Here is a 23,798-nt window from a genome sequence, read left to right as displayed (position 1 = left end):
ACCCCATGCGGGCCCGCATCTACACCGCCTTCCGCCAGGTGGGGGAGGACCTCTTCCGGCAGCGCCTCATCTCCGCCACGGCGGGGAACTTCTCCGTACGCACCAAGGAGGGCTTCCTCATCACCCGAAGCGGGGTCCAGAAGGCCCACCTCACCCCGGAGGACCTCCTGGAGGTCCCCCTCTTTGGGCCCATCCCTCAAGGGGCCAGCGTGGAAAGCCTCATCCACCGGGAGGTCTACCTCAAGACCGAGGCCAAGGCCCTGGTCCACGCCCACCCCAGGGTGGCCGTGGCCCTTTCCTTAGATCTAGACCAGATCGTTCCCCTGGACCTCGAGGGCCGGTACTACCTGAAGGAGGTCCCGGTTCTCGCCCCCGAAACGGTGTCCGCCACGGAGGAGGCCGCCCTGGCCGTGGCCGAGGCCTTGGCGCACCACCCGGTCTGCCTCCTAAGGGGGCATGGGGCCTTCGCCCTGGGGGTCAAGGAGAAGCCCGAGGAGGCCCTCCTTCAGGCCCACAGCCTTCTCACCACCTTGGAGGAGAGCGCCGAGATCCTCTTCTACCACCGGCTGTGGAGGCGAGGATGAGGGTGCTTTTCGTGGAGGGAAAGGACCCGGCCCCCCTTTTAGCCTTGGCCCAAGAACTTCCCCATCCCTTCTGGCTTCTGGAGGGGGAGGGCCGCTTTCTCCTTCAGGTCTTCGGGGCCACGGAGGAGGCGGAGGGGCGGGCCCAAAAGGTCCCCGGGGTTAAGGTCTGGGCCTTCCGCTTGCGGGATGGGGTAGTGTATAGGGGATGCGGGAGGAAATCGGGTACATCCCCGTAGGGGAGGCGGAGCTTTACGTGGAGGACGTGGGGGACCAGGGGGCGCCGGTCCTCTTCGTCCTCCACGGGGGTCCTGGGGGCAACGCCTACGCCCTACGGGAGGGCCTCCAGGACTACCTGGAGGGTTTCCGGGTGGTCTACTTTGACCAGCGGGGCTCAGGGCGGAGCCTGGAGCTTCCCCCAGACCCCAGGCTCTTCACCGTGGACGCCCTGGTGGAGGACACCCTCCTCCTGGCCGAGGCCCTGGGGGTGGAGCGCTTCGCCCTTTTGGCCCACGGGTTCGGCGCCCTGGTGGCCCTGGAGCTCCTCCGCCGCTTTCCCCAGGTGGAGGGGGCCCTCCTCCTTGGGCCTTGGGTGAGCTTTCCCTGGCTTGCGGCCCGCCTGGCGGAGGCCGCGGGGCTGGGCCCCCTTCCCGATCCCGAGGAGAACCTGAGGGCGGCCCTGGAGAAGGCCGAGCCCAAGGCCCTCTTTGACCGCCTCATGTTCCCAAGCCCCCGGGGGCGCCTGGAGTACGAGTGGGTGGCGGAGGGCTCGGGGATCCTTGGTTCCGATACCCCGGCGTGGGCCTTCTTGCAAAACGGCCTTTGGCGCCTGGACTACACCCCTTACCTCTCCCCGAGCCGCAAACCCTTGGCCGTGGTGGTGGGGGAGAAGGACGGCACCAGCTACCCTTACGCCGAGGAGGTGGCCGAGCGCCTCCGGGCCCCCATCCACGTGGTTCCCGGGGCTGGCCACTTTCCCTGGATAGACCAGCCGGAGGCTTTCCAAAGGGCCTTTAGAGAAGCCCTGGCCCTTCTGCCCCTGGCGAGGTCGGGGTAGGGGTGCTAAGTACCCCGCTCTGGCTTGCGCCAGAGCGGGGGCCCCAAAAGAGCCCTGCCGAGCCTTATTTCGGGCAACCCATGTTGCGAAACCAAGGTGCGGGCACTTAAGCTAGGGGCGTCACCGGGGGTGCCCCTAAGGGGCTGAGAGATACCCTTGGAACCTGATCCGGGTAATGCCGGCGTAGGGAAGGTGACGGAAAGCGGAACTTTCCGTAAACCCCGGTGGCAGGGGGTTTTTATGTTGCGCTCGCTGGCTCTTGGGGTGTTGTTGGCCTTTGGCTTTGCCCAGGAGATCGCCGTCCTCACCCACAGCAGCTTTTCCCTGGACAAGAACCTGATGGCCCAGTTTGAGCGGGAAACGGGCCTCAAGCTCCGCATCCTCAAGGCCGGGGATGCCGGGGAGACCCTGAACCGAGCCATCCTCACCAAGGGAGCTCCCATCGCCGACGTGATCTACGGGGTGGACAACACCTTCCTCTCCCGGGCCCTCCAGGCGGACATCCTCCTTCCCTACCGGAGCCCGGAGATCCGCAACCTCCGGGCCACCCTCCTCCTGGACCCCACCTTCCGGGCCCTTCCCGTGGACTACGGCTGGGTGAGCCTGAACTACGACAAGGCCTTTTTCAAGGACAGGCCCCTTCCCAAGACGCCCCAGGACCTGGCCCGGCCCGAGTACACCGGGCTTCTGGTGGTGGAAAACCCCGCCACCAGCTCCCCGGGCCTGGCCTTCCTCATGGCCACGGTGGCCCGCTTCGGGGAGGACGGGTACCTGGACTTCTGGGCGGCCCTCAGGGACGGGGGGGTGCGGGTGGCCAAGGGCTGGAGCGAGGCCTACTACACCCACTTCAGCCTCTACAAGGGAGACCGGTCCCTGGTGGTCTCCTACACCACCTCCCCGGCGGCCGAGGTGTACTACTCCGAGGGCAAGTACAAGGAACCCCCCACGGGCAACCTCCTCCCGGAGCTGGCCTTCTTCCAGGTGGAGTTCGTGGGCATCTTGAAGGGCACCAAGAACCTGGAGGGGGCCAAGAAGGTGGTGGACTGGCTCCTCTCTAAGCCCGTGCAGGAGAACCTCCCCACGGAGATGTGGATGTACCCGGCGAGGAGGGACGCCCGGCTTCCCGAGGTCTTCCGCTTCGCCCCCGAGCCCTTGGGGAGCGTGCGCATGGACCCCAAGGCCATGGCGGAGAACCGGGAGCGCTGGATAGAGGAGTGGACCAAGGTGGTCCTGCAGGGGCAGAGCCCCGAGGCGGTGCGGCGGGCGAGGCGGTAGGGTGGTCCGGCTGGCGGGGGGGGTCCTCCTCCTTTTCCTGGGCTTCGCCCTCTTCTACCCTCTTCTCCGCATCCTCTTCCTGGGGGTGGGGGAGGGGTTTCTCCGGGTTTGGGGAAACCCCTTTTACTGGGAACGGTACCTCTTCAGCCTGGAGTACGGGTTCCTTTCGGCCCTTCTCACCCTGGTCCTGGCCTTGCCCCTGGCCCTTCTCTTCCGGTGGCGGTTCCCCTTTAGGGAGGTCTTCCTCGCCCTGGCCACCCTGCCCTTCGTCCTCCCCACCCCGGTGGTGGCCCTGGGGTTTTTGGCCCTTTTGGGCCCTCGAGGGGCGCTGGGGGTGGACCTCTACGGCACCCTGCTCCTCCTCCTCCTGGCGGCGGTCTTTTACAACCTGGGGCTTGCCCTGCGCGTCCTCCTCCCCGTGGCCCTGGGCCTAGGGGGTCCTCTGGAGGCGGCCAGGGTGCACGGGGCCACCCCCTTCCGGGCCTTCCTCCGGGTGGGGTTTCCCATGCTCCTTCCCGCCTTGGGTTCGGCAGGGCTCCTTGTTTTCCTCTACGCCTTTTCCGCCTTCGGGGTGCCCCTTCTCCTCGGGGGGCGGTACGCCACCCTCGAGGTGGAGGTCTACACCCTCCTGGCCCAGCGCCTGGCCTTCGCCGAGGCCAGCGGCCTCATGCTCCTGGAGCTGCTGACCCTGGGCCTGGTGGCCTGGCTCTACCTGAGGCTTCCCGCTTACCCCTTGGGGCCTTCCGGGCTTCTCCCCTCGAGGCGCCCCTGGGCCCTGGCCCTAGGCTTGGGGGCCTTTTTCCTTCTCCTTTACGCCCCGCTCTTCGCCCTCTTGGGGGAGGTGCGCCTCGAGGCCCTGGCCCAGGCCTGGCGCTCTGAGGACTTCACCCCCCTCCCCCAGGCCCTGGGCAACAGCCTCCGCTTCACCCTCCTGGCCCTTTCCCTGGCATTGCCCCTGGGGGTGGCCTACGGGGTGGCGGCCAGGAGGAGCCTGGGATGGGATCTCTTGGGCCTTCTCCCCCTCATGGTGAGCCCGGTGGCCGTGGGCCTGGGCTACCTTCTGGCCTACCCCGGGCTCCGGGGCTCCCTCCTCCTCTTGGTGGCCGCCTACGCCCTCCTCGCCTACCCCCTTCTGGCCCGGGTCCTCCTTCCGGCCCTCAAGGGCCTTCCCCCAAGCCTCCTGGAGGCGGCCAGGGTCCTTGGGGCCACCCCCTTTCGGGCCTTCCTCCGGGTGGAGCTTCCCCTTCTCCTCCCCGCCCTGGCCTCGGGGACGGCCCTTTCCCTCTCCGCCCTCCTGGGGGAGTTCGGGGCAAGCCTCGTCCTCTGGCGGCCCGAGTGGACCACCCTGACCTTGGCCATCTACGAGCGCCTGGGAAGGCCCGGGGAAGGGCCCTACCGGGAAGCCCTGGCCCTTTCCGCTCTCCTGGCCCTCCTTTCCGCCCTCCTCTTCTACCTTCTGGACCGCGGCCGAGGGGGGTTCCGCTAAACCCCACCGCGGCTTTCGCCGCGGCGGGGGCCCCAAAAAGCTTTTCCCCAGCCTTAGTTTGGGCACCTCATGTTGCGAAACCAAAGTGGGGGTACTTAAGTACCCGCACTTTGGTCTCGGCCCGGACTAGGCTGGAGGGAAACTTATACCACCCCATGCTGGCCCAAGCCAGCATGGGGGCCCCGGCCCAAAAGGCCCGCAGGGCTTCCGTACCTGGGCTTGGGCGAAGGATTCACGCCAAAGGGGTATTAGGGCACTTAACCCTGGCACCGGGGGCAGAAGTGGGTGCCCCGGCCCGCTACCACCCGCCTTTCCACGGGGTGGCCGCACCTAGGGCAGGGAAGGCCCGCCCGGCCGTAGACGGCGTGCCGCTCCTGGTAGCCTCCCGGGAGGCCATCCGGCTGCTGGTAGGTGCGGTCGGAAAGGGTGCTTCCCCCGAGGGCCACCGCCTCGGAGAGGACCTCCCGGAGGGCCCGGAAGAGCCTCCGGGCCTCCTCCTCCCCCACCTCCTTCCCCCGGCGGAAGGGGGAAAGCCCGGCCCGGAAGAGGGCCTCGTCGGCGTAGATGTTGCCCACGCCCGCCGCCAGGCGTTGCTCCAGGAGGAGGGCCTTGAGGGGTTTGCGGCTTTCCCTTAGGGCCTGGGAGAAGGGGACAAAGGAAAACTCCGGCGAGAGGGGCTCGGGGCCAAGGCGGGAAAGCAGGGGGATTTCCCGGTAGTCGCCCCGTTCCACCACCCAGATGCGGCCGAAGCGCCGGGGGTCGTGGAAGTAGAGGGCGCCTCCTTCCAGGAGGAAGCGGGCCCGGGTGTGGGGGGTTTCCTCCAGGCGGAAGCCTCCGGTCATCCCCAGGTGGAGGACCATTTCCAGCCCCCCGGAAAGGCTTAAGAGGAGAAACTTCCCCCGCCTTTGGACCTCTTCCACCCTTCGTCCTTCCGCCCGTTCCGTGTGGCGGTAGCGGACAGGGTCCTGGTGGGCCACCTGGAAAAGGATTCGGCCCAGGACCAGGGGCCGAAGCCGCCTACGGGTGGTCTCCACCTCGGGGAGCTCAGGCACGGGGCCTCCTCCTTGCCAGGAAGCGGTAGAGCCCCTCGCCGATCCCGAAGGGGACGAGGAGGAGAAGGAGGGGGTGAAGGGGCCAGAGGAGAGGGAGCCTCCGGCTTAGGGCCAGGAGGGCGGCGTAGCCCCGGTGGGTCCTTCCCCCTTCCAGGACGTGAAGGGCTTGCCGGAGTTCCGCCTGGGGGAGGTCCTGGGCCTCCTGGAGAGGCTCCACCCGGAGGGTCTTCCCCAGGTCCAGGGCCTTAAGGGCAAGCCCCAGGGCCCGGCAGTAGGGGCACTCCCCGTCAATCAGCACCCGCATGCTCCTCCACCGGCACGGGCTCCCCCCGCTCGTTCACCGCCACGTAGGTGAGCGTCCCCTTGGTGGCCAGCACCCGGCCGTTCTCCTCCCCGAAGCGCTCCTTGTAGACCTCCACCTCCACGGTGAGGGAGGTCCTCCCCACCCGCACCACCCTGGCCACCACCTCCAGAAGGTCCCCGGTGCGGATGGGCACCTTGAACTCCACGCTGCTCACCGCCACGGTCACCACGGGCTTTCGGGCCCGGCGGGCGGCGGCGTAGGACCCCACCTTGTCCATAAGCCCCAAGACGAAGCCGCCGAAGGCCGCCCCTAAGGGGTTGGTGTGCTCGGGAAAGACCAGCTCGAGGGTGCGCGCCTCCATACCCTTCCAGGCTACCCCAGAAGGGCGTCGGTGAGGCGGGCCATCTCCCGGTCCTTCTCCGTGACCCCTCCGGCGGAGTGGGTCCACCACTCCACGGTGACCTTTCCCCACTCCACGGTGAGGCGGGGGTGGTGGTTTTCCCTTTCCGCCAGCTCCCCCACCCGGTGGGCGAAGGCCAGGGCCTCCCGGAAGTCCCGGAAGCGGAAGGTCTTGGCGAGGCGCTTGGGGTTTTCCAGGGTTTCCCAGTCCATACCCTCAGGCTACGGCAAGACCCCCGGGCCCAGGGTGCCCGGGGGCAGGTTTGGTTGCGGGGGCGGGATTTGAACCCGCGACCTTCGGGTTATGAGCCCGACGAGCTACCAGGCTGCTCCACCCCGCGTCGCCATCCTTAACTATAGCCGGGGGGAGGGTTTATGTCAAGCACCTTGCCCGGGTTCAGGAGCCCCTCCGGGTCTAGGAGGGCCTTTATCCTTCGCATCCACTCCAAAGAAGCCCCGTGCTCTTTGGGGAGAAACTTCTTCTTGCGGAGGCCCACCCCGTGCTCGGCGGTGCAAGTGCCCCCAAGCTCCAGGGCCTTCTCCACGAGCCTCTCGGCGTAGGCCTCGGCCTTGGGGTAGTCCTCGGGGAGGACGGGGACCAGGGTGTGGAAGTTCCCGTCCCCCACGTGGCCCAGGATGTTCCCGGTGAGGCCCATCTCCCCCAGGAGCCGTTGGGCGAAGCGCACCATCTCGGGAAGCCGGGAGAGGGGGACGGCGGTGTCGGTGATCACGAAGCGGTGGCCGGGGAAGAGGTGGACCAAGGCCCAGTAGGCCTGGTGCCGGGCCTCCCACTGCCTTTTGCGCTCCTCCTCGGTCTTGGCCGCCTCCACCTCCAGGGCCCCGGCCTCCCGCACGAGCTCCAGGGCGAGGGCCATCTCCGCCTCCAGGGCCTCCTTGGTGGAGGCGTGGAACTCCAGGAAGAGGGCGGGGCGCTCGGGGAAGCCCGCCTTTAGGTACCGGTTCAGCGCCCGCATGGCGAGCTCGTCCAGAAGCTCAAGCCTCGCCACGGGAAGCCCGGAGGCCAAGACCCGGTAGCTCGCCTCCGCCGCCTCCTCCACCCCGGGGAAGAAGACCCTTAGGGTGTGGACGTGCTCGGGGAGGGGGTGGAGCCTAAGGGTGAGGCGGGTGATGACCCCCAGGGTGCCCTCGCTTCCGATGAAGAGGTCCTTGAGGTCGTAGCCCGCGGAGGTCTTACGCACGCCGCGGCCAAGCTCTAAGACCTCGCCGCTTGCCAGGACCACCTGGAGGGCGAGGACGTTTTGCCGCATCCCCCCGTAGCGCACCGTGGTGGTGCCGCTGGCGCCCGTGGCCGCCATCCCGCCCAAGGAGGCGTCCGCCCCCGGGTCCACGGGGAAGAAGAGGCCCGTGCCCTTGAGGGCCTCGTTCAGGGCCTTGCGGGTGAGGCCGGGCTCCACCACGCAAAGGAAGTCCTGGGGCCTCACCTCCAGGACCCGGTTCATCCGGCTCAGGTCCAGGCTGATGGCTTCCCTAACGGGGTAGAGGTGGCCCTCGAGGCTCGTCCCCGCCCCGAAGGGGATCACCGCCACGCCCCACGCCCGCGCCCACTGGAGGGCCTTCTGCACGTCCTCCACGCTTTCCGGGTAGACCACGGCCAACACGGGCCTCGCCTCGGGGTAGCCCTCGTCTTTGCCGTGGCGCAGGCGCTCGCTCTCCGAGAGGTCCACCTTCCCCGGGAAGAGGCGCTTCAGGGCTTCCAGCTTGTCCATGCCCCTGAGTTTACGCCTTGCCCGGGAAGGGGAAGCCCCACCCCGGCCAAGAGCCCCTCAGGTTTCGTAAAGTTGGGCCTGGAGCCGCCAAAGCTCGGCGTAGGCGCCATTCTTTCGCAACAACTCCCCATGGGTCCCTTCCTCCAACAACCGGCCTTCCTGGAGGACGAGGATCCGGTCCGCCATGCGTACGGAACCCAGGCGGTGGGTGATGAGGATGACCGTCTTACCCCCGGCCATCTCGGCGAAGCGCCTGTAGAGGTGGGCCTCCTCTTTGGGATCCAGCGAGGCCGTAGGCTCGTCCAAGACCAAAAGCTTGGCCTTGCGGAAGAAGGCCCGCGAGAGGGCAACTCGTTGCCACTCCCCCAGGGAAAGCTCCGTGCCCCCAAAGGCCTTGGACAGGAGGGCCCGGGGGCCAAGCCGCTGGAAGAGCTCCCAGGCCCCGCCTAAGCGTAAGGCCTCTGCGACACGGTTAGGGTCGGGCTTCGCGTCCGGGTCGGAAAGGGCGACGTTTTCCTGGAGGGTTAGGGTGTAGCGGCCAAAGTCCTGGAAGACCGCGGCGATGAGGGAGCGCCAGGCCTTCAAGTCTATTTCCCGGAGGTCAATCCCGTCCACCAGGATGCGGCCCTCCGTGGGGTCGTAGAAGCGGAGGAGGAGCTTCACCAGGGTGGTCTTGCCCGCCCCGTTTTCCCCCACCAAAGCCAGGCGCTCCCCCCGTCGGAGGGCAAAGGAGACCCCCGCAAGCGCCTGCTTTCCGTTGGGGTAGCAGAACCCCACCCCTTCAAACCGGATCTCCTCAAAACCCTGGACCTTCCTGCCCGGGCCAGTCTCCGCCATGGAAGCGGGCCTGGCTAGGAAGCTTTCCAGCCTTTCAAAGTACAATAGGCTTTCGTACAGCATGCCCCCGTCCTGGACTAGGGCGTAGAGGTTTTGCTGAAGGCTTCCCACCGACTGCAAGAGGAGCACCAGACTGCCCAGGCTCCCTCCCAAAAGGGTCTGGCGCAGCCCCAAGAAGAGGGCAAGAGCCGTGAAAAGGGCGCTCAGTAGCACCAGCAGGCTGGTCCCTAGGGCCTGGCGGCCTCGAGCATGGCGCAGGCTTTGGTAGAGGCTACGGAAGGCCTCGAGGTAGCGTCTGCGGAAGAAGGGCAAAAGACCGAATAACCGCACCTCTTTGGCAGCCTCGGGGCTCAGGAGCACCTCGGCGAAGTAGCGCATTCGCCGGGCCTCGGGGGCCCCGAAGAGTAGGGCTTCCCACACCCCCTTCTGGAGCCGAAAGGTGAGCCAGGCCTGGGGCAGGGTGGCCAAAAGCAGGAGTAAGGGGAAGAAAGGCGCCAGCCCAAATAGCAGGAGAAGAACCCCGAGAGCGGCGAGGACCTCCCGGAAAGCGTTGCCCAGGAAAACCAGCAGGTTGAGGGGCTGGTAAGGGGCCTGGTCGCGTAGCACCTGAAGCTCATCGTGAAAGCTGGGATCCTCAAAGGGGGTCAGGTCCGGCGTACCGGCCACCTTCTCCATGAGGAGCAGGTGAACCCGAGCGGTGAGCTTTTCGTTCACCGAACCTTGCAGGTAGGCCACCCAAGGGGTGAGGAGGAAGTCCAGGCCAAAAGCCAGCGCTAACCCCACCAGCGGCCAAAGGAGGGTTGGGGTAAAGGGACTACCCCCCAGTGTGGTCGCCAGCTGGTCCACCAAGGCACGGGTGAGGCCCAGCACCGCCACCGGAACGAGCCCTCCCAGGACCAGGAGCGCAAGCAAAAGGGCGCTATCCCTGGGGCTTGCGCGGAAGATGTGCCGCAGCGCAGGGAGCAGCAGGCGCCAAAGGGATCTTTTACTCAGCCCCAACCACCTCCTGCGGACGAGAAATCCAACGCGTGGGGTTGATGTAGTTAGAAGCTAGGTATTCCCACTCCTTTTCCGAGATCGGGAGCATGTCCTCCACAGCATAGCGGTTCCGCATAGGCTGGGTTAGGTTGCGGGCGTACACATTTGCCGGGTAGTACCAGCACGAGGTGCGGTATTTCCCGCAAGCCACCACTTCCAGTGGCCGCACATAGTGCCGGAACTTAAAGACCTCGCCGAAGAAGACCAGAGTAGGCCGCTCAGCAGGCTGAGCAATGACACCTCCTTGAGGATCATAAACGTACTCAAGCTCTGAGGACAGGCCCAAGCGAAGAACCAAGCCGTAGTTATCCCTAACTTCCAGGAAGCCGTCCCGCGTCTTAAGGGTATCGCCGACCTCCAGTGTCATGCCCTCTGCGATCGGGAAGTCCCTTCCACCATGGAAAAGCGCGGGTTGTTCGCCTCCTTCCCCAGCTTGCCGAAGGACCCGAGTGACCGTGTAAACCGTCATTCGCTTCACCCCCTCACGGGTCAGCCCCAGGGGAGCAGGGGGGAGGTTACGCGAGGTTACGTGGAAGGGGTTCCACGCCTGGCCCCCCGCGTAACCTCGCGTAACCTTAGGCCTCCCGCGTAACCTTCCTCGTGGCACCCTGGGGGCATGAGGGGCAAGGTTCTTGGGCTTTTCCTCTTGGCCTGGCTTCTCCTCCTGGCCCGGCCTTCCGGGCCCGCTTTGGCCTGCTGGGACCCCAACTGCGTCCCTCCGGCCTCACACGCCGTACTCCCGGCGGAGCCTCGCCACTCGGGCCCGGGCGATGGGAAAGCGGGGGTCTTCGGGGGGTAGGCCCTGGCGAGGAACAGGCCGAATCCTAGGGAAGCAGCTCTACCCCGGCCCGCCTTCGCAGCTTGCGGTCCAAAGTGGCCAGCCCGGCCCCTTGCCTGCGGGCCCGGTGGGCCAGGAAGGCGTCCACCAGGCTGAGCCCTCCCTTCCCGGCCTCCTCCAGGGCGGAGCGCAGGTCCTCCTCGTCTTCCAGAAGGACCCCCTCCCGGTCCAGCAGGTCCAAGAGGGCCCCTGCGGCCTCGGCCCGCCCCACCCCGTAGAAGGAGACCAGGGTGTAGAAGGCCTCGGCCACCGCCAAGGGGTGGACGGCCAGGGTGTAGCGCCCCTCCTCGGCCCCGCGAAACACCTCCAGGGCTTGGGCGGCGAGCTCCGGCGGGTCCCCGGTCAGGAGGCGGAGCATCAGGGAGGTGTCCAGGTAGTAGGGCTTTAGGCCCCTTCCCCCCACGCTTCCTCCCGCGCCCGCCTCTCCGCCTCTTCCCCGGGGAACCCCCGCTTGCCCTTCAGGCGCCCGAGCAGGGCTTCCAGGGGTACGCGGCGCCGGGGGCGGAGGAAGGCCCCTCCTTCCCGGAGCTCAAAGACCACCTCTTCTCCCGGGCGGAGCCCAAGGGCCTCCCGGACCGCCTTGGGGAGGGTGATTTGCCCTTTACTGCTTATCCTGGACTTTACCATATCCCTTTTCACTTTACCACGGCCCCCATTCCGGCACCACAAAGCCGCCTTTGCTGGCGAGGTCCCTGCCGAGGGAGGCTTGCCCCTCACCGCCACCCCCTTCCCACCCAGGGGGCGAGGGCGAGGAGGAGCCCTCCGGCCAGGAGGAAGGGGAGGGGGAGGGCCACCCCCGCCAGGGCCCCGCCCAGGAGGGGGCCCAGGGGAGCAAGCAGGCTTGAGACGAAGGCCACCCCTCCCATACCCCGGCCCACAAGTTCCTCGGGCAACTCCCGGTAGGTGAAGCCGGTGACCAACAGGCTCCAGAACTGCTGCCCTATCCCGAAGAGGAACACCAGACCCACCGCCAAGGGCCAAGGGGGGAAAAGCGCCAAGCCGCACAAGACCCCGCCCATGAGGAGCAGGCTTCCCGTGGCCAGAGCGCCACGCCCTAAGGGTAGGAGCTTGCCCAGGAGGAGGGCTCCCAGGGCCGAACCCACACCCCAGGCTCCTGAAAGGAGGCCATAGACCCAGGGCGGGGCTTCCAGGGCCCTAAGAACGTAGAGGGGCAGGAGGCCAAAGAGGAGCCCGTGGACCAAACCGTGCAGGCGCGCGACGAGAAAAACCCGCCGGAGCAAGGGGTGGCCGAGGAGAAAGCGAAGTCCGGCAAAGGCTTCTCCCAACCGAAAAGGGGCCTCTGGCCTAGGCGGAGGGGCCGGGGGCAGGCGGGCGTAGAGGAGGCCGGAGAGGAGGAGCAAGGGCCCCCTGAGAAGCGGAGGCAGGGCGGCGCTTTTGCCATAGGCGGCTCCGGCGAGGGGATCGGCTAGGCTGTCGGCAGCGAAGTGCAAGGCGGAGAGCTGCCCTAACCTGGGCTCGTAGCTTTCCTTCGGCACAAGGCTTCTCAGGTAAAGCCCCGCGCCCAGGGCGCGGAAGCGGTCTAGAAGCTCAAAGACCAGGAGGAGGACGAGGAGGTAGGGAAGAGGCAAGCCTGGGGCGGGTAGAAGGGCGAGGGCCAGGGCAGCCTGGCCGAGGGTGGAAAGGGCCAAAACCCGTCTTCTGTCTAATCGGTCCAGAAGGGCACCCACCCACAGGCTCGCGAACCCCAGGGCGTAGAGGAGGATCTGGGGAAGCGTGGCTTCTAAGGGGGTCCTGGCCTTCTCCGCGGCCAAGAGGTACACAGGGAGGTAAAAGAAGCCCGCCGCGAAAAGGCGCATGCCTTCCGCGGCAAGCAGGATGGAAAAAGGCGTAAAGCTTCTACACAATGGCACCGCGAACTTCCCAGATTACGCCGTTCGTGGGTGAGCAGACGAGGAGGCTTTCCAGGTCTGGCGTAAACCTAACGCAGGTTGGGGTTGGCAAGCCTTTGACTACGGGAGGATGGAAAGCGTAGCCCTCTGGAGTTTCCTTGTCTAGAGCAAGAATTTCCCCTTCCCGGGGTTTGGTTACGTAAACTTTACCATTTTGGGGATGGGTTTTGATGCCCCCCATTTCGCCAACATCCAAGGCTAGCGTGTAATTAAGAGCTACAGAAAGAAGGTCCTTCTTTCCTTCGCTAACAGGGTAGAGCAAAACCCTGCCTAAGCTGCTTGCAGCTATAGCTAGAAGCTTTCCTCCGCCGCCTCCACCTCCCCCTCCATCGTCTATCCAAGAAGTTTTGCTACACCCGCTGGCATACGCCGACCAGTCCTCGCTTTTCCAAGACCAACTGGGGGCTAGACCCTCTAGACCAGGTGAGCGATGAGTTGGTATTTGATCAATGAAGATTTCTGGAATACCGGTTGTAATTTCGTACACAGCCCCTGCAACATCACGAAAGGCCGTGGGTTCCTTGGAAGCCACGGCAAAAATTCTTACGTGCGCCTTCCCTAGAGCCGCTAGGCTGTAGGGCCGAATTAGACCATCCAAAAAGACAGGGGCCTTTTCGGCCTCACCTCCTGCGGAAATCTCTCGTATGCGGTTGCCCCAGAATTCGGAAATGAGCACCCTACCGTCGGACAACGGGCACATGCTGGAGGGCCCCTGGAGCCCCCAGGCGAAGGGCTTGGCCTCCTCCATGTCCCCACCCTTGGTGATGTCCTTCACCTTGCCCGTGGTGCGCTCCACCACAAGGAGCCTGCCGTCCGGGGTCCACTCCATGTGGGTGGGCGCGTGCAGGTTCCAGGCGAAAGGCCTCACGTAAACCCGCCGCGTCCGGCCGCCGACCTTGACCTCCTGCGCTTCCTTGCATCTACGTTACTCCCTCGTGGTTGGCCCTTAATTTAGGCCCTTCAGAGCCACTTTCCTAGGTAGCGTTGCGAATCTTGTGTAAGCCCGCCTAAGCGAAAGGGGGTACCTGTGAGGGAGACAGGAGGTACCCCATGCACGACTTTAGCATTGACCGGAGCTGGCTGGATGAAGTCGTCAGGGAAGCCGTCAAGCAAGCGCTGGAAACGGTGATGGAGTTGGAACGCGAGGTTTTCCTAGCGGAGTGGGGCGGAAAGAAGAACGGGTACTACGAGCGTGGCTTGGTCACCAAACACGGTCCGGTGCGCCTGCGGGTGCCCAGGGAGCGGGATGGCCGCTTCCACACCGCTCTGTTCGCTCCCTACCGACGCCGGATGGAAGACCTTGAGGCTTTTGCCCTGGCCATGTACGCCGCCGGCATCTCCACGCGAAAGGTGGGCGAGGTCCTTGGGTATCTGCTGGGTGGGACCTACAGCGCCAGCACCATCAGTCGCATTGCAGAGGGAGTGCTACCCAGGCTGGAGGCTTTCAGGAAGCGCCCTCTTAAGCCGCGCTACGCCTTCGTCTACCTGGACGCTTTATTCGTCAAGGTGTTCCAGGAAAACGAAGGTGTAGCCACCGAGGCCGCCTACCTGGCCCTGGGCATCACCGAGGAAGGTTACCGGGAAGTTCTTGGATTTTGGCTTTTGCCCACGGAGTCAAGCACGGGCTGGGGCGACCTGCTCCTTGAGCTCAAGGAGCGAGGGCTCGAAGAGGTGCTGCTTTTCATCACCGATGAACTGCCGGGAGTCGAGACTGCGATCAAGCGCGTCTACCCCAGAGCCCACTGGCAGCTCTGCACCGTGCACAAGCTGCGTTCCACCCTGCGGCGGGTGCGCAGGAAGGATCAGGATGCGGTGCTTCGGGACCTCTCGTCCATCGTCCGGGCGTCCGATCGGAACGAAGCCTTAAAGGCGCTGAATAGCTTCAGGGGTCGCTGGGCCGATAAGTACCCTCAGGTGGTGGCAAGTTGGATTCAGCACTCTGCGGCTTTGCTGCGCTTCTTCGACTACCCTAAGGCTCTGCAGCCGGTGATCAAGAGCACCAACCTGCTTGAGCGAATGATCAAGGAGGTTAAGCGGACCACCAAGACCCGGGACAACACCTTTCCCACGCCCGACGCCGTACTCAAGCTGATCTACTTCGTGGCCGAGCGATACGAGGCGCAGTTTCAGACGAGAAAGCTCCGGGGCTTCCAGCAGGCAGAGGATGAGATCCGTGCTATCTTCAATCTCAGATACCCCCAGGCTTAGGTGGGGGCGTACACAAAATTCGGGACACTACCCTTTCCTAGCTTTCGTACCATTCTCTCGCCGTTATCCCGTAGATTTCCATGTCTTCCCATCGTCCGGATTTCCAAACGGCGGCCCTCCGCTTCCCCTCCCACGTAAACCCGACCCGCTTTAGCAGGCGGATAGAGGCTTGATTGGAACTCAGCACGTTGGCTTCCACCCGGTTTAAATTAAGCCCCTCAAAGGCGTACCGAAGCGCCAAGCGCGCGGCCTCGGTTCCCAAGCCTTCGCCTCGCCTAGACTCTTTGCCTAGAACGATGGCAAAGAAGGTGGAGCGGTTTCGCCAGTCTATCGGTTGAAGGGCGACCTCGCCTATAATCTCCTCTGTTTCGCGGTAGACCACGGCAAGGACCCTGGCGTGGGGGTTGCTTCGCAATTGCTGGAGCCAAGTCTCCATCTCTTCTAGCGATCTGGGTAAGGGGTCACCGAAGAAGGCGCGTGCGATAACCTCTTCCTCGTACATCCACGCGATGATTTTTTGTAGATGGGCCCGCTGTACCGGATCTAAACGAACTCTTTCCCCCACGAACATTCCTACCCTCCCGGAGGGATGTAGCGGCGCAGGCCTAGCCAAAAGGTTAGGCTTCCCAGGGTGAGGAATCCCAGACCAAATCCCCAAAGCGTGGCGAGGCCAGAACCTTCAACAGCGGCCCTTGCCGGTAGCGGTCCCAACCAGAAAGCCGGGATCAGGCTGAGAAGGAGCACCTTGATGGCGGGTTTGTACACACTAGGCGGCCAGGTGGCAAACTGGACAAGCCCAGCGTAGGCCACCGGGAGCAGGTTTTGGACCCTGAGGCCCCAAAGGGACGTGGAGGCCAGGGCGAGGAAGAAGCCCAGAGCCACAAGCGAAGCGCCCACCAAGGCACATAGGGCGTAGAACCAGTTCACACCGAGTAACGCCAGAACGCTCAGGGACCAAAGGAGGTCGCCTAGGCCTGTCGGCTGCAGGCGAAGGGAAAGGAGGTAGGGCAAGAGAGGAACGGGAAGCGGAAGGTGGACCTCCAGCTCTCCCGTTTCTGCCAAACGAGCCAGGCCCAACACCCCGCCCCAAAGCACCTGTAGAAGCCCCAAAGCACCAAAGGCCATTGCCCAGGTGAGCACCAGGTCCCCAAAGCGGAATCCCCGGACCTCCGGGAAGCGCAGGAAGAAGAGGTAAAAGACAAAAAGCCAGAGGCTGTTGTTGATCACCCTGGCCAAAACGCTTGCCCAGAAGCCCGGGGGGTCCTGCCATGTTTCTAGAAAACGGCTCCGTAGCAAAAGTGGCCAAGCTCTAAACCATCGGGACCAAGCCCCCATCTACACCTCCCCCCTTTCCGACAAAGTGGCCAGGGCTCGAGGGAAAAGGCGAGCCAGGAGACCCAAGAAGACGAGGGTCCAACCCAGGCTAACCAGAAGCCAAACCGGTTCGCCTCCGGCGGCTACCCGGGCCGGCAGGTAAAAGGTTGCGGCGAGGGGCTGGAGTAGAAGGAGCGTTCCGCCCTGCGGCCAAAATTCCAGGGGCAACACTACGGCCCCCCCTAAGAGCCGTAACATCTCCAGGAGAACCCCAAGGGCCATGGGGGAGGTGGACCTAAAGGTCAGCAAGGCGAAGCTGAGCTCCAGTAGGAAGTTCAGGATGAGGCCCAGAGCCAGGGCGGGAAGGCTCCAAAGGCTTAAGGAGGCGGGTAGGGCCAAAGCCCAGATGACCCCGCCGCCCACGGCCGCCACCCAGGGGACCTGCAGGAGGGCGGTGGCTAGGTAACGCTGAAAGCTGAGGAGGACAAAAGGATAGGGAAGGGCCAAGCGTAGGGCTAACTCTCCCATCCTGGCTTCCTGGTGAAGCTGGTTCCAAAACCTGGGCACCCCCATGTAGAGGGCCTCTGCCGCCCAGAGGTACCCCAGGACCCAGGGTGGCGCTTCCAGGCTTCCCCAAAGGGAAAAGAGCACCGCGTAGACGACGAGGGTGTAGCCGAGATACAGCGCCATCCCCGGCCAGCCTCTCCAGGCCTCCCTGAGGCGAAGTCCCAGGACGGCTAGGTGCGGAGCCAAACCTCCATCACCTCCTCTAGGCTGGGTTCCTGGACGGAGACTTCCCGCACGCTCCTGAGGGCCAGCATCCGGGACAGGAAGCCCGGAATTTCCTCCGGGGAAACCTTGGCCTCCAGAACGTACCCACCTTCGGAAACGGTGGCTCCTGGAGGGGGATTTCCCTGGAAAGGCTCGTGGAAGAGCACCTTCATGCGGCGGAAGTCCAGACCCGTTCGGAGGGCAGTAAGATCTCCCAAGAAGGCTACCTCTCCCCGCCGCAAGAGCAGGGCTCGCTCTAGGACCCCTTCCACTCCCGAGAGCTCGTGGGATGCCAGGATGAGGGCGACACCCCGATGGGCTTTGAGGGTCTCTAGAAGATTTAAAATGGATTTGCGCCCTAGTGCGTCTAGGCCGATAAAGGGCTCGTCCAAAAGGAGGAGTTCCGGTTCGGGCAGGAGGGCCAGGGCTAGTTCCGCACGGTTGCGTTGTCCCAGGGAAAGGCGGGAGGCGGCAACCCCGAGGATAGGGGTGAGGTCCAGGGCCTCTGCCACCTCCTGGATCCTGCGCTTGGCGTGTGCCCCGGAAAGCCCGTAGAGCGCTCCCCAAAGTTTGAGGTTTTCCTCCACGGAAAGCAGAGGGGAAAGACGAGACCGCCCACCTAGGACAAGCCCATAGCGTTGGGCCAGCCGGGTGCGGAAACGCCAGGGGTCCAGCCCCCAAAGCCGAACTTCGCCTTCCTGGGGCAGGAGGATTCCGGCCAGAACCTTGATCAGGGTGGACTTGCCGGCCCCGTTTCCCCCAAGAAGGGCCAGGCCCTCTCCAGGGCCAAGGCTAAACGTGACCCCCCTGAGGGCCCGCACTTCCTCCTTTGCCCTCCGGAAGATCACCGCTAAGCCGCGAGCTTCTACGACGGACTTGATCTCGTCGTGGATCACCGGACTAGGGCTTTAGCGTCTACAAGAGCGAAGGCTTCTTCGCGGGCAATGCAAGGAGCGCATACTCCACACGGGGCTTCCCCCGAGGCAACGCAGCTCCACGTCTCCTCAAGGGGTACTCCGAGCTCGTGGCCCAGGGCCACCACTTGTTGCTTGGTAAGTCCCGTCAAGGGCATCTTGAGTTGAACTTGGTTAAACTCCAAGAATTCCCTCACGAGGGCAAGGTACGCCTCCAGCTTGGGGTGAGAGGCGAAATCGTCCTTGATGACCCCCAGGTAGACTTCCTCCAGGCCCATTTTGGCCGCCAGGGATCCCGTAATGGGGGTCATCGTACAAGGGTCTGTCCAGCCGGCCCGTATCTGCTCCCTCCCGGGGAAGGCCAGCTCCGGTGGGCTAAAAAGACGATCGCCAAGTTCAAAGTGAGGCACGCGGTTCCGGTAAACGGCGACGCCAAGGCGGGAAGCCACCTTTTCCGCCGCCCTCCACTCCCTTTCGGCGGGAGGGGTACCCAGGTCCAGGTAAACTGCCACGAGGCCTTCCAGCCTGTCCTGCTTCTTGAGCTTGTACAGGAGGACGCTGGAATCTACACCTCCGCTGAGCATCACCAGCCTTTTCATGCCACATCCCTCCTTTCCTCATAACCCGAAGGAAGCTCTTCCTCCGAGTTGTTCCCAAGGTAGCAGGGGGGAGGTTACGCGCGGTTACGTGGAAGGGGTTCCACAACTGGCCTCCCGCGTAACCTCGCGTAACCTCAGGCCCCCCGCGTAACCCTCCTCGTGGCACCCTGGGGGCATGAGGGGCAAGGTTCTTGGGCTTTTCCTCTTGGCCTGGCTTCTCCTCCTGGTCCGGCCTTCCGGGCCCGCTTTGGCCTGCTGGGACCCCAACTGCGTCCCCCCGGCCTCACACGCCGTACTCCCGGCGGAGCCTCGCCACCCGGGCCCGGGCGATGGGAAGGCGGGGGTCTTCCGGGGGTAGCCTCTCCAGGAGGGCCTCCCAGACCTCCAGGTCCTCCCCCAGGCGCTCGGCCAGGAGGAAGAGGCTTTCCACCTCGCCCTGGGCCAGCACCGCCTGCTTCAGGGCCTCCTCCAGCTCCAGGCGGAGTTCCTCCACCCCGGGGGCCTGGCTCCAGGGAAGGAGGGGGCCCCGGTAGAGGGCCAGGGCCTCCTCCAGGTCTCCCCGGGAGAGGGCCCGGAGGAAGGCCGAAAGGTCCGAGGGGGGAGGGGTTTCCAGGCGGTAAGGAGGGCAGGAGATCCGGAGGCCCTTTTCCCGCAGGCGGTGGAGGAGGGCCTTCAGGGCCCCCAGGTTGGGCTCCCCGTAGAGGGCCTCCGCCAGGGCCTCCCCCGGTAGGCCTGCCTCGCGGGCGAGGAGGAGGGCCAGGGCCTCGGTGCCCCTGGGGCCCAGGGAGGGAAGGGGGCCTCCCCCGAGGAGGCGAAGGAGGGGCGCCTCGGCCGGGCCCAGGAAGAAGGCCCGAGCCTCCGGGCGGAGGCCGGGGGCAAGCCCCGGGGCCAGGGGGGCTTCCACCTCCACCCCGAGCGCCTTTAGGCGGGCCTCGGAGAGGAGGGCGTAGGGGACCCCGTCCTCCCGCAAGAGGCCGTGGGCGGCGAGGAGGTGGGCCTCATCCCCCTCTCCAAGCCCCCGGGCCAGGAGGTAAAACCCCCAGGGCCAGCCCTCCCGGGGGAGGAAGGCCTGGGCCCCTTCCAGGAGGAGCCGGACCTCGGGGGGGTCCAGGGCCAAGGCCCCGAGGACGAGGAAGCTCGCGAGGTTTTGGGGGGCCAGGAGAGGGAGGAGGCCCCGGAGGAGGTTTTGGGCCCGCCTCGGGCTTCCCCGGAGGAGGTGAGTAAGGGCCAGGGTGTGCCCCGCGAGGAGGCGCACCCCGGGGAAGGGGTGGGGCAGGAAGGGCTCCGCCTCCTCCAGGACCTCGGGGAGGGGCTTGGCGCCGAAGAGGAGCTCCAGGCGCAGGTGGTGGAGGATGGTCCAGGGGGAGGGGTCCTTGAGGCGGGCGAGGGCGGCGTGGGCCAGGGCCTCGGGCCGGCCCAGGCGCTCCAGGGCGATGGCCAGGGCCAGGTGGAGCCGGGCCTCCCCCTGGGCGTCCCCCTCGAAGCGGCGCAGGGCCTCCTCCAGGGCCAGGACGCCCGCCCTTGGGGGGAGGGCGAGGCCCAGGTGGTAGAGGGTGAGGGGGGTCTGGGCCCTTCGGGCGGCCTTTAGGGCCAGGGCGCGGTAGGCCCGAAGGTTCCCCTTGCGGGCCTCCACGAAGCCCAAGAGGGCCAGGCGCTCGGCCTCCGGGAGGTCTTCTTGGGGGCTTTGGAGGAGGGCCAGGGCCTCCCCGTCCTTCCCCTCCTCCAGGAGGCGGAGGGCCGGGGCGAGGAGAGGCTCGCCCATAGGGGAAGCCTACAGGCCCCCTCTTTCCTTGGGAGGGAAGGGAGCCACATTGGAGGGCCACTTGCGTCCGGGCCCGATCACGGCGCGGCTGCCCGGTCCTCCTTGGCGTCGGGGAGGAGGCGTTCCACTTCCCGCACCCGGGGGAGGAGGTAGCCGGAAAGCCCCCAAAGCGCCCCCAGGCTCCCGAAGAGGAGGAGCATGAGGGCGACGCCTTCCCCCTGCCCGTACCGGGGGCCGAAGACCCGGTCGGCCAGGGGTCCCGCGAGGAGCAGGGCCAGGGGATTGGCGCACCAGGCGATCATGCGCCTTGCGGCGAAGACCTTGCCCTGCACGGCAAGGGGCACCTTGGCCTGCCAGATGGCCTGGTTGGACCCGTTGAGCACCGGGATAAAGAGGCTTTCCAGGAAAGCTAGGACCGCCCACGCGGAAGGCCCTTCCACCGCCCCCATGAGGGCCAGGGCCAGGCTGGAGAGGGCCATGCCCAGGAAGACCCCGTGAACCCGTTTTCTGGGTCCGCCCCACAGGGAGAGGAGAAGCCCCCCCGCCACCCCGCCAAGCCCCGCGGCGGAACGCACCAAGGCAAGGGCCGCTTCCGACATCCCCGTCTTGGCCAGGACCATGGCCGGGAGGACCGTGGCGGCCATGGTGGTGAGGAGGTTGATCCCGAAGAACATGAGCTGGAGGCCGAGGAGGGGAGGCCTTTCCAGGATGAAGCGGAACCCGAAGAGGGCTTCCCCTATCCAGGAGGTCTTCTCCCGGGCCTCGAGCCTCGGGTTGGGGATGGGCACCAGGAGGAGGCTTAAGACGGCGGCCCCTGCCCCCAGGAGGTCCAGGGCGAAGATCCCCCCGAGGCCCAGGGGCTTCAAGAGGGCCGCGGCCAGGATGGGGGCCCCTACCCCGGCCAGGGACTCCGCCAGGCTCATCATGCCGCTCGCCCGGGCGTAGTCCCTCTTCTCCAGCATGGCCGAAAGGGCGGCGGAGAAGGCGGGCCAGTGGAGGCTGGAGAGGGCCCCCGTGAGGGCGGAGACCAGGTAGAGGGGCCCGACCTCAAGGCGGCCCAGGAGGTAGAGCAAAAGGAGGAAGCCCGTGGCCAGCCCCCCGCCGAGGTCCGCGGCCAGCATGGCCCACTTCCTGGGGTAGCGGTCCACCAAGGCCCCGGCCAGTGGGGAGAGGAGGATCAGGGGGAGGAAGTGGAAGAAGCCCAGGAGGGAAAGGGTGGTGGCCTGCCCCGTCTTCTGGTAGGCGTAGAGGGTGAGGGCGAACCAGGTCATCTCCCGGCCTAGAAGGGCCAGGGCCTGGCCCAGCCAGAGGAGGCGGAAGGCGGCAAAACCCCGCACCCTCCCACTCTTGCCCCTCCTTTACTCCAGGAGCAAGCGGGGATATAGAGTAGAGCCATGGCCTACCTGGTGGAGCACCCCTTGGCGGCCCGTCTGCTCGCCGATCCGGACCTGGCGGTCTGCCTGAAGCCCTTCATGAAGGGCCCGGCCACGGTGAAGGACCTGGCCCAGGCCCGGGGTATCAGCCTGCAAAGGGCCCACTACCGGGTGGGGCTTTTCCTGAAGGCGGGTCTCCTGGAGCCCGTGGGGGTCAGGAGGCGCCGGGGCAGGCCCACCCGGCTTTACCGGGCGGTGGACACCGACTTCCGCATCCCCCGGGAGCTGGTGCCGGAGAGGGTATTGCGGACCCTGGAGGCCGCCCAAAGCTGGCAAGAGGAGTGGCAAAAGGCCTTGGAAACCCACGACCCCGGCTACGGGCCGGTCTTGCGGGTCTTCCTCAACCCGGAGGGGCTTTTGGAGTTCGGCGCCGAGGAAGAGCCCGACATCCTGGCCGAGGACTTCCCGCCCCTTTTGAACCTCTGGAGCGCCGGGCTCTACCTGCGCCGGGAGGAGGCCAAAGCCTTACAGCGGGAGCTTCTTGGGCTCTACCACCGCTACGCCGCCCTCTCCCCGGTTCGCCAGGAAGAGGGCCAGGCCCGTTACCTCATCCACCTGGGCCTGGCCCCTGCGCCTTAGGCTTCGCCCTTGAGGATGGCCTCTATCTTTTCCAGGGCCTCCTTCGGCAGGTCCACCCCCGCCGCTCCCAGGCTCTCCCGGATCTGCTCGGGGCGGGTGGCCCCGGTGATGGCGCTACTGATCCCGGGAAGCCTCAGCACCCAGGCCAGGGCCAGCTGGGTGCGGGTGAGGCCGAGCTCGTCCGCCACCGCCTTGAGCTTGAGCACCTTCCTCCGGTTTTCCTCGGTGAGGTAGCGCTCCCTGAACTGGTCGTAGCGGGCGAAGCGGCTTCCCTCGGGAATGCCCTCGTCGTATTTGCCCGTGAGCATCCCCTGGGCCAGGGGACTCCAGACCACAAGGCCCATCCCGAAGCGCTCCGCCTCCGGGAGGATCTCCCCTTCCACCCGCTCCCGGTAGAGCATGGAGTACTGGGGCTGCTCCACGATGGGGGGGTGGAGGCCGTTTTCCTTGGCGAAGGCCACGGCCTCGGCGATGCGGGCGGCGGGCCACTCCGAGGTGCCCCAGTAGAGGGCGTACCCCTTCTCCACGAGGGTGTGCATGGCGTAGACGATCTCCTCCATGGGGACCTCGGGGTCGTAGCGGTGGGCGAAGAAAATGTCCACGTAGTCGGTCTTGAGCCGCTTGAGGCTTTTCGTGAGGCTCTCCAGGAGGTGCTTGCGGCTCAGGCCCCGGTCGTTCGGGTCCTCGGACATGGGCCAGTAGGCCTTGGTGGAGAGGACCAGGGTGTGCCGGGGGAACTCCTTGAGGACCTCCCCCATGATCTCCTCGGCCAGGCCCTTGGCGTAGACGTCGGCGTTGTCAAAGAAGTTCACGCCCCCTTCGTAGGCGATTTTAACGATCTCCCGGACCGTTTCCTTGTCCTTCACCGCATCCCCGAAGGTGACCCAGGCGCCCAAGGAGATCTCGGAGACCCTAAGGCCCCACTTGCCGAGCTTGCGGTAGCGCATCGCGCCCATAGCCCCCGGAGTTTACCCCTTCCGGCCGGGATTGACCAGCGGGTCAGTCGCCTTCCGCCTCCAAGGTCCCGCCCGGGGCCTGGAAGCCGATCCGCTTGTGGGTGCCGTCGCAGAAGGGCCTGTTCCCTGAGCCCCCGCAGCGGCAGAGGAAGACCCGGGGCCGCTCCAGGACCTCCTCCTTCTCCCCCACGCGCACCACGAAGCGCCTGCCCTCCACCCGGATGGGGCCGTTTTCCAAGAACTCCAGCCGCATGCCCTCACTCTACCTGAGAAGCCGGGCGAGGAAGGGGACGAGGAGGAAGAGGGCGAGGACGCGCACCGTGTGGAAGACGCCCACCAGGGCGGGGCTTCCCCCCTCGGCCTGGCTCAGGGGCCCCATGCCCGTGATCCCCCCGGGGGCCAGGGCGAGGAGGAGGGCCTGGGGGGGCCGGCCCAGAGGCTTGGCCAGGAGGAAGGCGAGGAGGAGGGCGAGGGCGAGGAAGGCGAGGCCGCTGAGGAGGGCATAGGGGAGGAGCTTGGGGGATAGGAGCTCCTTCCGGAAGGAAAGCCCCACCAAGACCCCGGCGGCGAGCTGCACGGCGAGGTCCAGGCCCTTGGGGATGGGGGCGGGGGAGGCGAGGAGCTGGACAAGCCCTGTGCCCAGCATGGCCCCCGCCACGGCCCCGCCCGGAAGGCCCAGGCGGTGGAAGAGGAGTCCGAGGAAAACCCCGCTTAGGGAGGCGCGCAGGAGGTCCATGGGAGGTATGGTATGCTTCTTT

Annotated in this window: 28 protein-coding genes, 1 tRNA gene and 1 riboswitch; of the genes, 7 read left to right on the top strand and 22 right to left on the bottom strand. The window is 66.1% G+C overall.

Going from position 1 to position 23,798, the window contains the following annotated elements; translation table 11 throughout:
- The first annotated feature begins 5 nt into the window (after window positions 1-5).
- From ACY5J6_RS10205 to ACY5J6_RS10185, 5 genes are all read left to right on the top strand, one after another.
- On the top strand, window positions 6-584 hold the full coding sequence (locus ACY5J6_RS10205) for a class II aldolase/adducin family protein (protein WP_462844910.1): 579 nt from the start codon (window positions 6-8) through the stop codon (window positions 582-584).
- On the top strand, window positions 581-820 hold the full coding sequence (locus tag ACY5J6_RS10200) for a hypothetical protein (protein WP_462844908.1): 240 nt from the start codon (window positions 581-583) through the stop codon (window positions 818-820). The genes ACY5J6_RS10205 and ACY5J6_RS10200 overlap by 4 nt, the downstream gene beginning before the upstream one ends.
- On the top strand, window positions 790-1,638 hold the full coding sequence (locus ACY5J6_RS10195) for an alpha/beta fold hydrolase (protein WP_462844906.1): 849 nt from the start codon (window positions 790-792) through the stop codon (window positions 1,636-1,638). Before ACY5J6_RS10200 ends, ACY5J6_RS10195 begins: the two co-directional genes overlap by 31 nt.
- A 115-nt stretch (window positions 1,639-1,753) precedes the next feature.
- Window positions 1,754-1,846, top strand: a riboswitch (TPP riboswitch).
- Window positions 1,847-1,878: 32 nt separating this feature from the next.
- Entirely contained in the window at window positions 1,879-2,913 is a 1,035-nt protein-coding gene (locus ACY5J6_RS10190) for a thiamine ABC transporter substrate-binding protein (protein WP_462844904.1), read from the top strand.
- A 10-nt stretch (window positions 2,914-2,923) separates the two neighbouring features.
- Window positions 2,924-4,399, top strand: coding sequence for an ABC transporter permease (locus ACY5J6_RS10185; RefSeq protein WP_462846525.1), 1,476 nt, complete (start codon window positions 2,924-2,926; stop codon window positions 4,397-4,399).
- Between the two features lie 257 nt (window positions 4,400-4,656).
- Here ACY5J6_RS10185 and ACY5J6_RS10180 read toward each other — a convergent pair whose 3' ends face one another.
- The 12 genes from ACY5J6_RS10180 to ACY5J6_RS10125 all read right to left on the bottom strand — a co-directional run bounded on the left by ACY5J6_RS10180 (window position 4,657) and on the right by ACY5J6_RS10125 (window position 13,279).
- On the bottom strand, window positions 4,657-5,451 hold the full coding sequence (locus tag ACY5J6_RS10180; protein WP_462844902.1) for a DNA-formamidopyrimidine glycosylase: 795 nt from the start codon (window positions 5,449-5,451) through the stop codon (window positions 4,657-4,659).
- Window positions 5,444-5,755 carry a DCC1-like thiol-disulfide oxidoreductase family protein gene (locus ACY5J6_RS10175; RefSeq protein WP_462844900.1) on the bottom strand — a complete coding sequence of 104 codons (312 nt, stop codon included), beginning with the start codon at window positions 5,753-5,755 and terminating at the stop codon, window positions 5,444-5,446. The genes ACY5J6_RS10180 and ACY5J6_RS10175 overlap by 8 nt, the downstream gene beginning before the upstream one ends.
- A complete protein-coding gene (locus ACY5J6_RS10170; RefSeq protein WP_462844898.1) occupies window positions 5,739-6,116 on the bottom strand; it encodes an acyl-CoA thioesterase in 378 nt (125 codons plus the stop codon). The genes ACY5J6_RS10175 and ACY5J6_RS10170 overlap by 17 nt, the downstream gene beginning before the upstream one ends.
- Before the next feature lie 11 nt (window positions 6,117-6,127).
- Window positions 6,128-6,367 (bottom strand): 4a-hydroxytetrahydrobiopterin dehydratase, encoded by a 240-nt coding sequence (locus ACY5J6_RS10165; protein ID WP_462844896.1) that lies wholly within the window; start codon window positions 6,365-6,367, stop codon window positions 6,128-6,130.
- A 51-nt stretch (window positions 6,368-6,418) separates the two neighbouring features.
- Window positions 6,419-6,495 (bottom strand) — tRNA-Met (locus ACY5J6_RS10160).
- 9 nt (window positions 6,496-6,504) lie between these two features.
- Window positions 6,505-7,881 (bottom strand): FAD-binding oxidoreductase, encoded by a 1,377-nt coding sequence (locus ACY5J6_RS10155; protein WP_462844894.1) that lies wholly within the window; start codon window positions 7,879-7,881, stop codon window positions 6,505-6,507.
- Between the two features lie 57 nt (window positions 7,882-7,938).
- Entirely contained in the window at window positions 7,939-9,717 is a 1,779-nt protein-coding gene (locus tag ACY5J6_RS10150; RefSeq protein ID WP_462844892.1) for an ABC transporter ATP-binding protein, read from the bottom strand.
- Complete coding sequence (locus tag ACY5J6_RS10145; RefSeq protein WP_462844890.1) at window positions 9,704-10,225, bottom strand: hypothetical protein; 522 nt, start codon at window positions 10,223-10,225, stop codon at window positions 9,704-9,706. Before ACY5J6_RS10145 ends, ACY5J6_RS10150 begins: the two co-directional genes overlap by 14 nt.
- 355 nt (window positions 10,226-10,580) lie before the next feature.
- Window positions 10,581-10,997, bottom strand: coding sequence for a PIN domain-containing protein (locus tag ACY5J6_RS10140; RefSeq protein ID WP_462844889.1), 417 nt, complete (start codon window positions 10,995-10,997; stop codon window positions 10,581-10,583).
- The gene (locus ACY5J6_RS10135; RefSeq protein ID WP_462844887.1) at window positions 10,979-11,221 is read right to left on the bottom strand and encodes an AbrB/MazE/SpoVT family DNA-binding domain-containing protein; all 243 of its coding nucleotides are present in this window, start codon (window positions 11,219-11,221) and stop codon (window positions 10,979-10,981) included. Before ACY5J6_RS10135 ends, ACY5J6_RS10140 begins: the two co-directional genes overlap by 19 nt.
- A gap of 86 nt (window positions 11,222-11,307) precedes the next feature.
- The gene (locus ACY5J6_RS10130) at window positions 11,308-12,411 is read right to left on the bottom strand and encodes an MFS transporter (RefSeq protein ID WP_462844885.1); all 1,104 of its coding nucleotides are present in this window, start codon (window positions 12,409-12,411) and stop codon (window positions 11,308-11,310) included.
- 40 nt (window positions 12,412-12,451) lie between these two features.
- Entirely contained in the window at window positions 12,452-13,279 is an 828-nt protein-coding gene (locus ACY5J6_RS10125; RefSeq protein WP_462844883.1) for a hypothetical protein, read from the bottom strand.
- A 275-nt stretch (window positions 13,280-13,554) separates the two neighbouring features.
- On the opposite strand from ACY5J6_RS10125, the gene ACY5J6_RS10120 reads away from it, so the two are divergent.
- Entirely contained in the window at window positions 13,555-14,712 is a 1,158-nt protein-coding gene (locus ACY5J6_RS10120) for an IS256-like element ISTth5 family transposase (protein WP_462844881.1), read from the top strand.
- Window positions 14,713-14,749: 37 nt separating this feature from the next.
- Here the strand turns inward: ACY5J6_RS10120 and ACY5J6_RS10115 are convergent, their stop codons facing one another.
- The 7 genes from ACY5J6_RS10115 to ACY5J6_RS10085 all read right to left on the bottom strand — a co-directional run bounded on the left by ACY5J6_RS10115 (window position 14,750) and on the right by ACY5J6_RS10085 (window position 21,409).
- Window positions 14,750-15,283, bottom strand: coding sequence for a GNAT family N-acetyltransferase (locus tag ACY5J6_RS10115; protein WP_462844880.1), 534 nt, complete (start codon window positions 15,281-15,283; stop codon window positions 14,750-14,752).
- A gap of 2 nt (window positions 15,284-15,285) precedes the next feature.
- The gene (locus ACY5J6_RS10110; RefSeq protein ID WP_462846524.1) at window positions 15,286-15,939 is read right to left on the bottom strand and encodes an ABC-2 family transporter protein; all 654 of its coding nucleotides are present in this window, start codon (window positions 15,937-15,939) and stop codon (window positions 15,286-15,288) included.
- Window positions 15,940-16,047: 108 nt separating this feature from the next.
- On the bottom strand, window positions 16,048-16,716 hold the full coding sequence (locus ACY5J6_RS10105; protein ID WP_462844878.1) for an ABC transporter permease: 669 nt from the start codon (window positions 16,714-16,716) through the stop codon (window positions 16,048-16,050).
- Between the two features lie 47 nt (window positions 16,717-16,763).
- Window positions 16,764-17,618 (bottom strand): ATP-binding cassette domain-containing protein, encoded by an 855-nt coding sequence (locus tag ACY5J6_RS10100; RefSeq protein WP_462844876.1) that lies wholly within the window; start codon window positions 17,616-17,618, stop codon window positions 16,764-16,766.
- A gap of 71 nt (window positions 17,619-17,689) precedes the next feature.
- Window positions 17,690-18,310: a 7-cyano-7-deazaguanine synthase gene (locus tag ACY5J6_RS10095; RefSeq protein ID WP_462844875.1), complete on the bottom strand. Its 621-nt coding sequence runs from the start codon at window positions 18,308-18,310 to the stop codon at window positions 17,690-17,692.
- A gap of 283 nt (window positions 18,311-18,593) precedes the next feature.
- On the bottom strand, window positions 18,594-20,072 hold the full coding sequence (locus ACY5J6_RS10090) for a hypothetical protein (RefSeq protein ID WP_462844874.1): 1,479 nt from the start codon (window positions 20,070-20,072) through the stop codon (window positions 18,594-18,596).
- Between the two features lie 77 nt (window positions 20,073-20,149).
- Window positions 20,150-21,409 carry an MFS transporter gene (locus ACY5J6_RS10085; protein ID WP_462844873.1) on the bottom strand — a complete coding sequence of 420 codons (1,260 nt, stop codon included), beginning with the start codon at window positions 21,407-21,409 and terminating at the stop codon, window positions 20,150-20,152.
- 57 nt (window positions 21,410-21,466) lie between these two features.
- Here ACY5J6_RS10085 and ACY5J6_RS10080 point away from each other — a divergent pair, with 57 nt between their 5' ends.
- Window positions 21,467-22,084, top strand: a complete 618-nt coding sequence (locus ACY5J6_RS10080; RefSeq protein WP_462844871.1) for a hypothetical protein — start codon at window positions 21,467-21,469, stop codon at window positions 22,082-22,084.
- Here the strand turns inward: ACY5J6_RS10080 and ACY5J6_RS10075 are convergent.
- From ACY5J6_RS10075 to ACY5J6_RS10065, 3 genes are read right to left on the bottom strand one after another with little or no spacing between them, the layout of a single operon-like run.
- Window positions 22,081-23,040, bottom strand: coding sequence for an aldo/keto reductase family protein (locus tag ACY5J6_RS10075; protein WP_462844869.1), 960 nt, complete (start codon window positions 23,038-23,040; stop codon window positions 22,081-22,083). The genes ACY5J6_RS10080 and ACY5J6_RS10075 overlap by 4 nt on opposite strands.
- A 43-nt stretch (window positions 23,041-23,083) precedes the next feature.
- Window positions 23,084-23,293 (bottom strand): CDGSH iron-sulfur domain-containing protein, encoded by a 210-nt coding sequence (locus ACY5J6_RS10070; protein ID WP_462844867.1) that lies wholly within the window; start codon window positions 23,291-23,293, stop codon window positions 23,084-23,086.
- Between the two features lie 9 nt (window positions 23,294-23,302).
- A complete protein-coding gene (locus ACY5J6_RS10065; RefSeq protein WP_462844865.1) occupies window positions 23,303-23,776 on the bottom strand; it encodes an AbrB family transcriptional regulator in 474 nt (157 codons plus the stop codon).
- Between the last annotated feature and the right edge of the window lie 22 nt (window positions 23,777-23,798).

The organism is Thermus sp. H19.2, from assembly GCF_054979525.1.
Note: the sequence above shows the minus strand (reverse complement) of the source record. Positions and strands in the feature narration are given on the sequence as shown.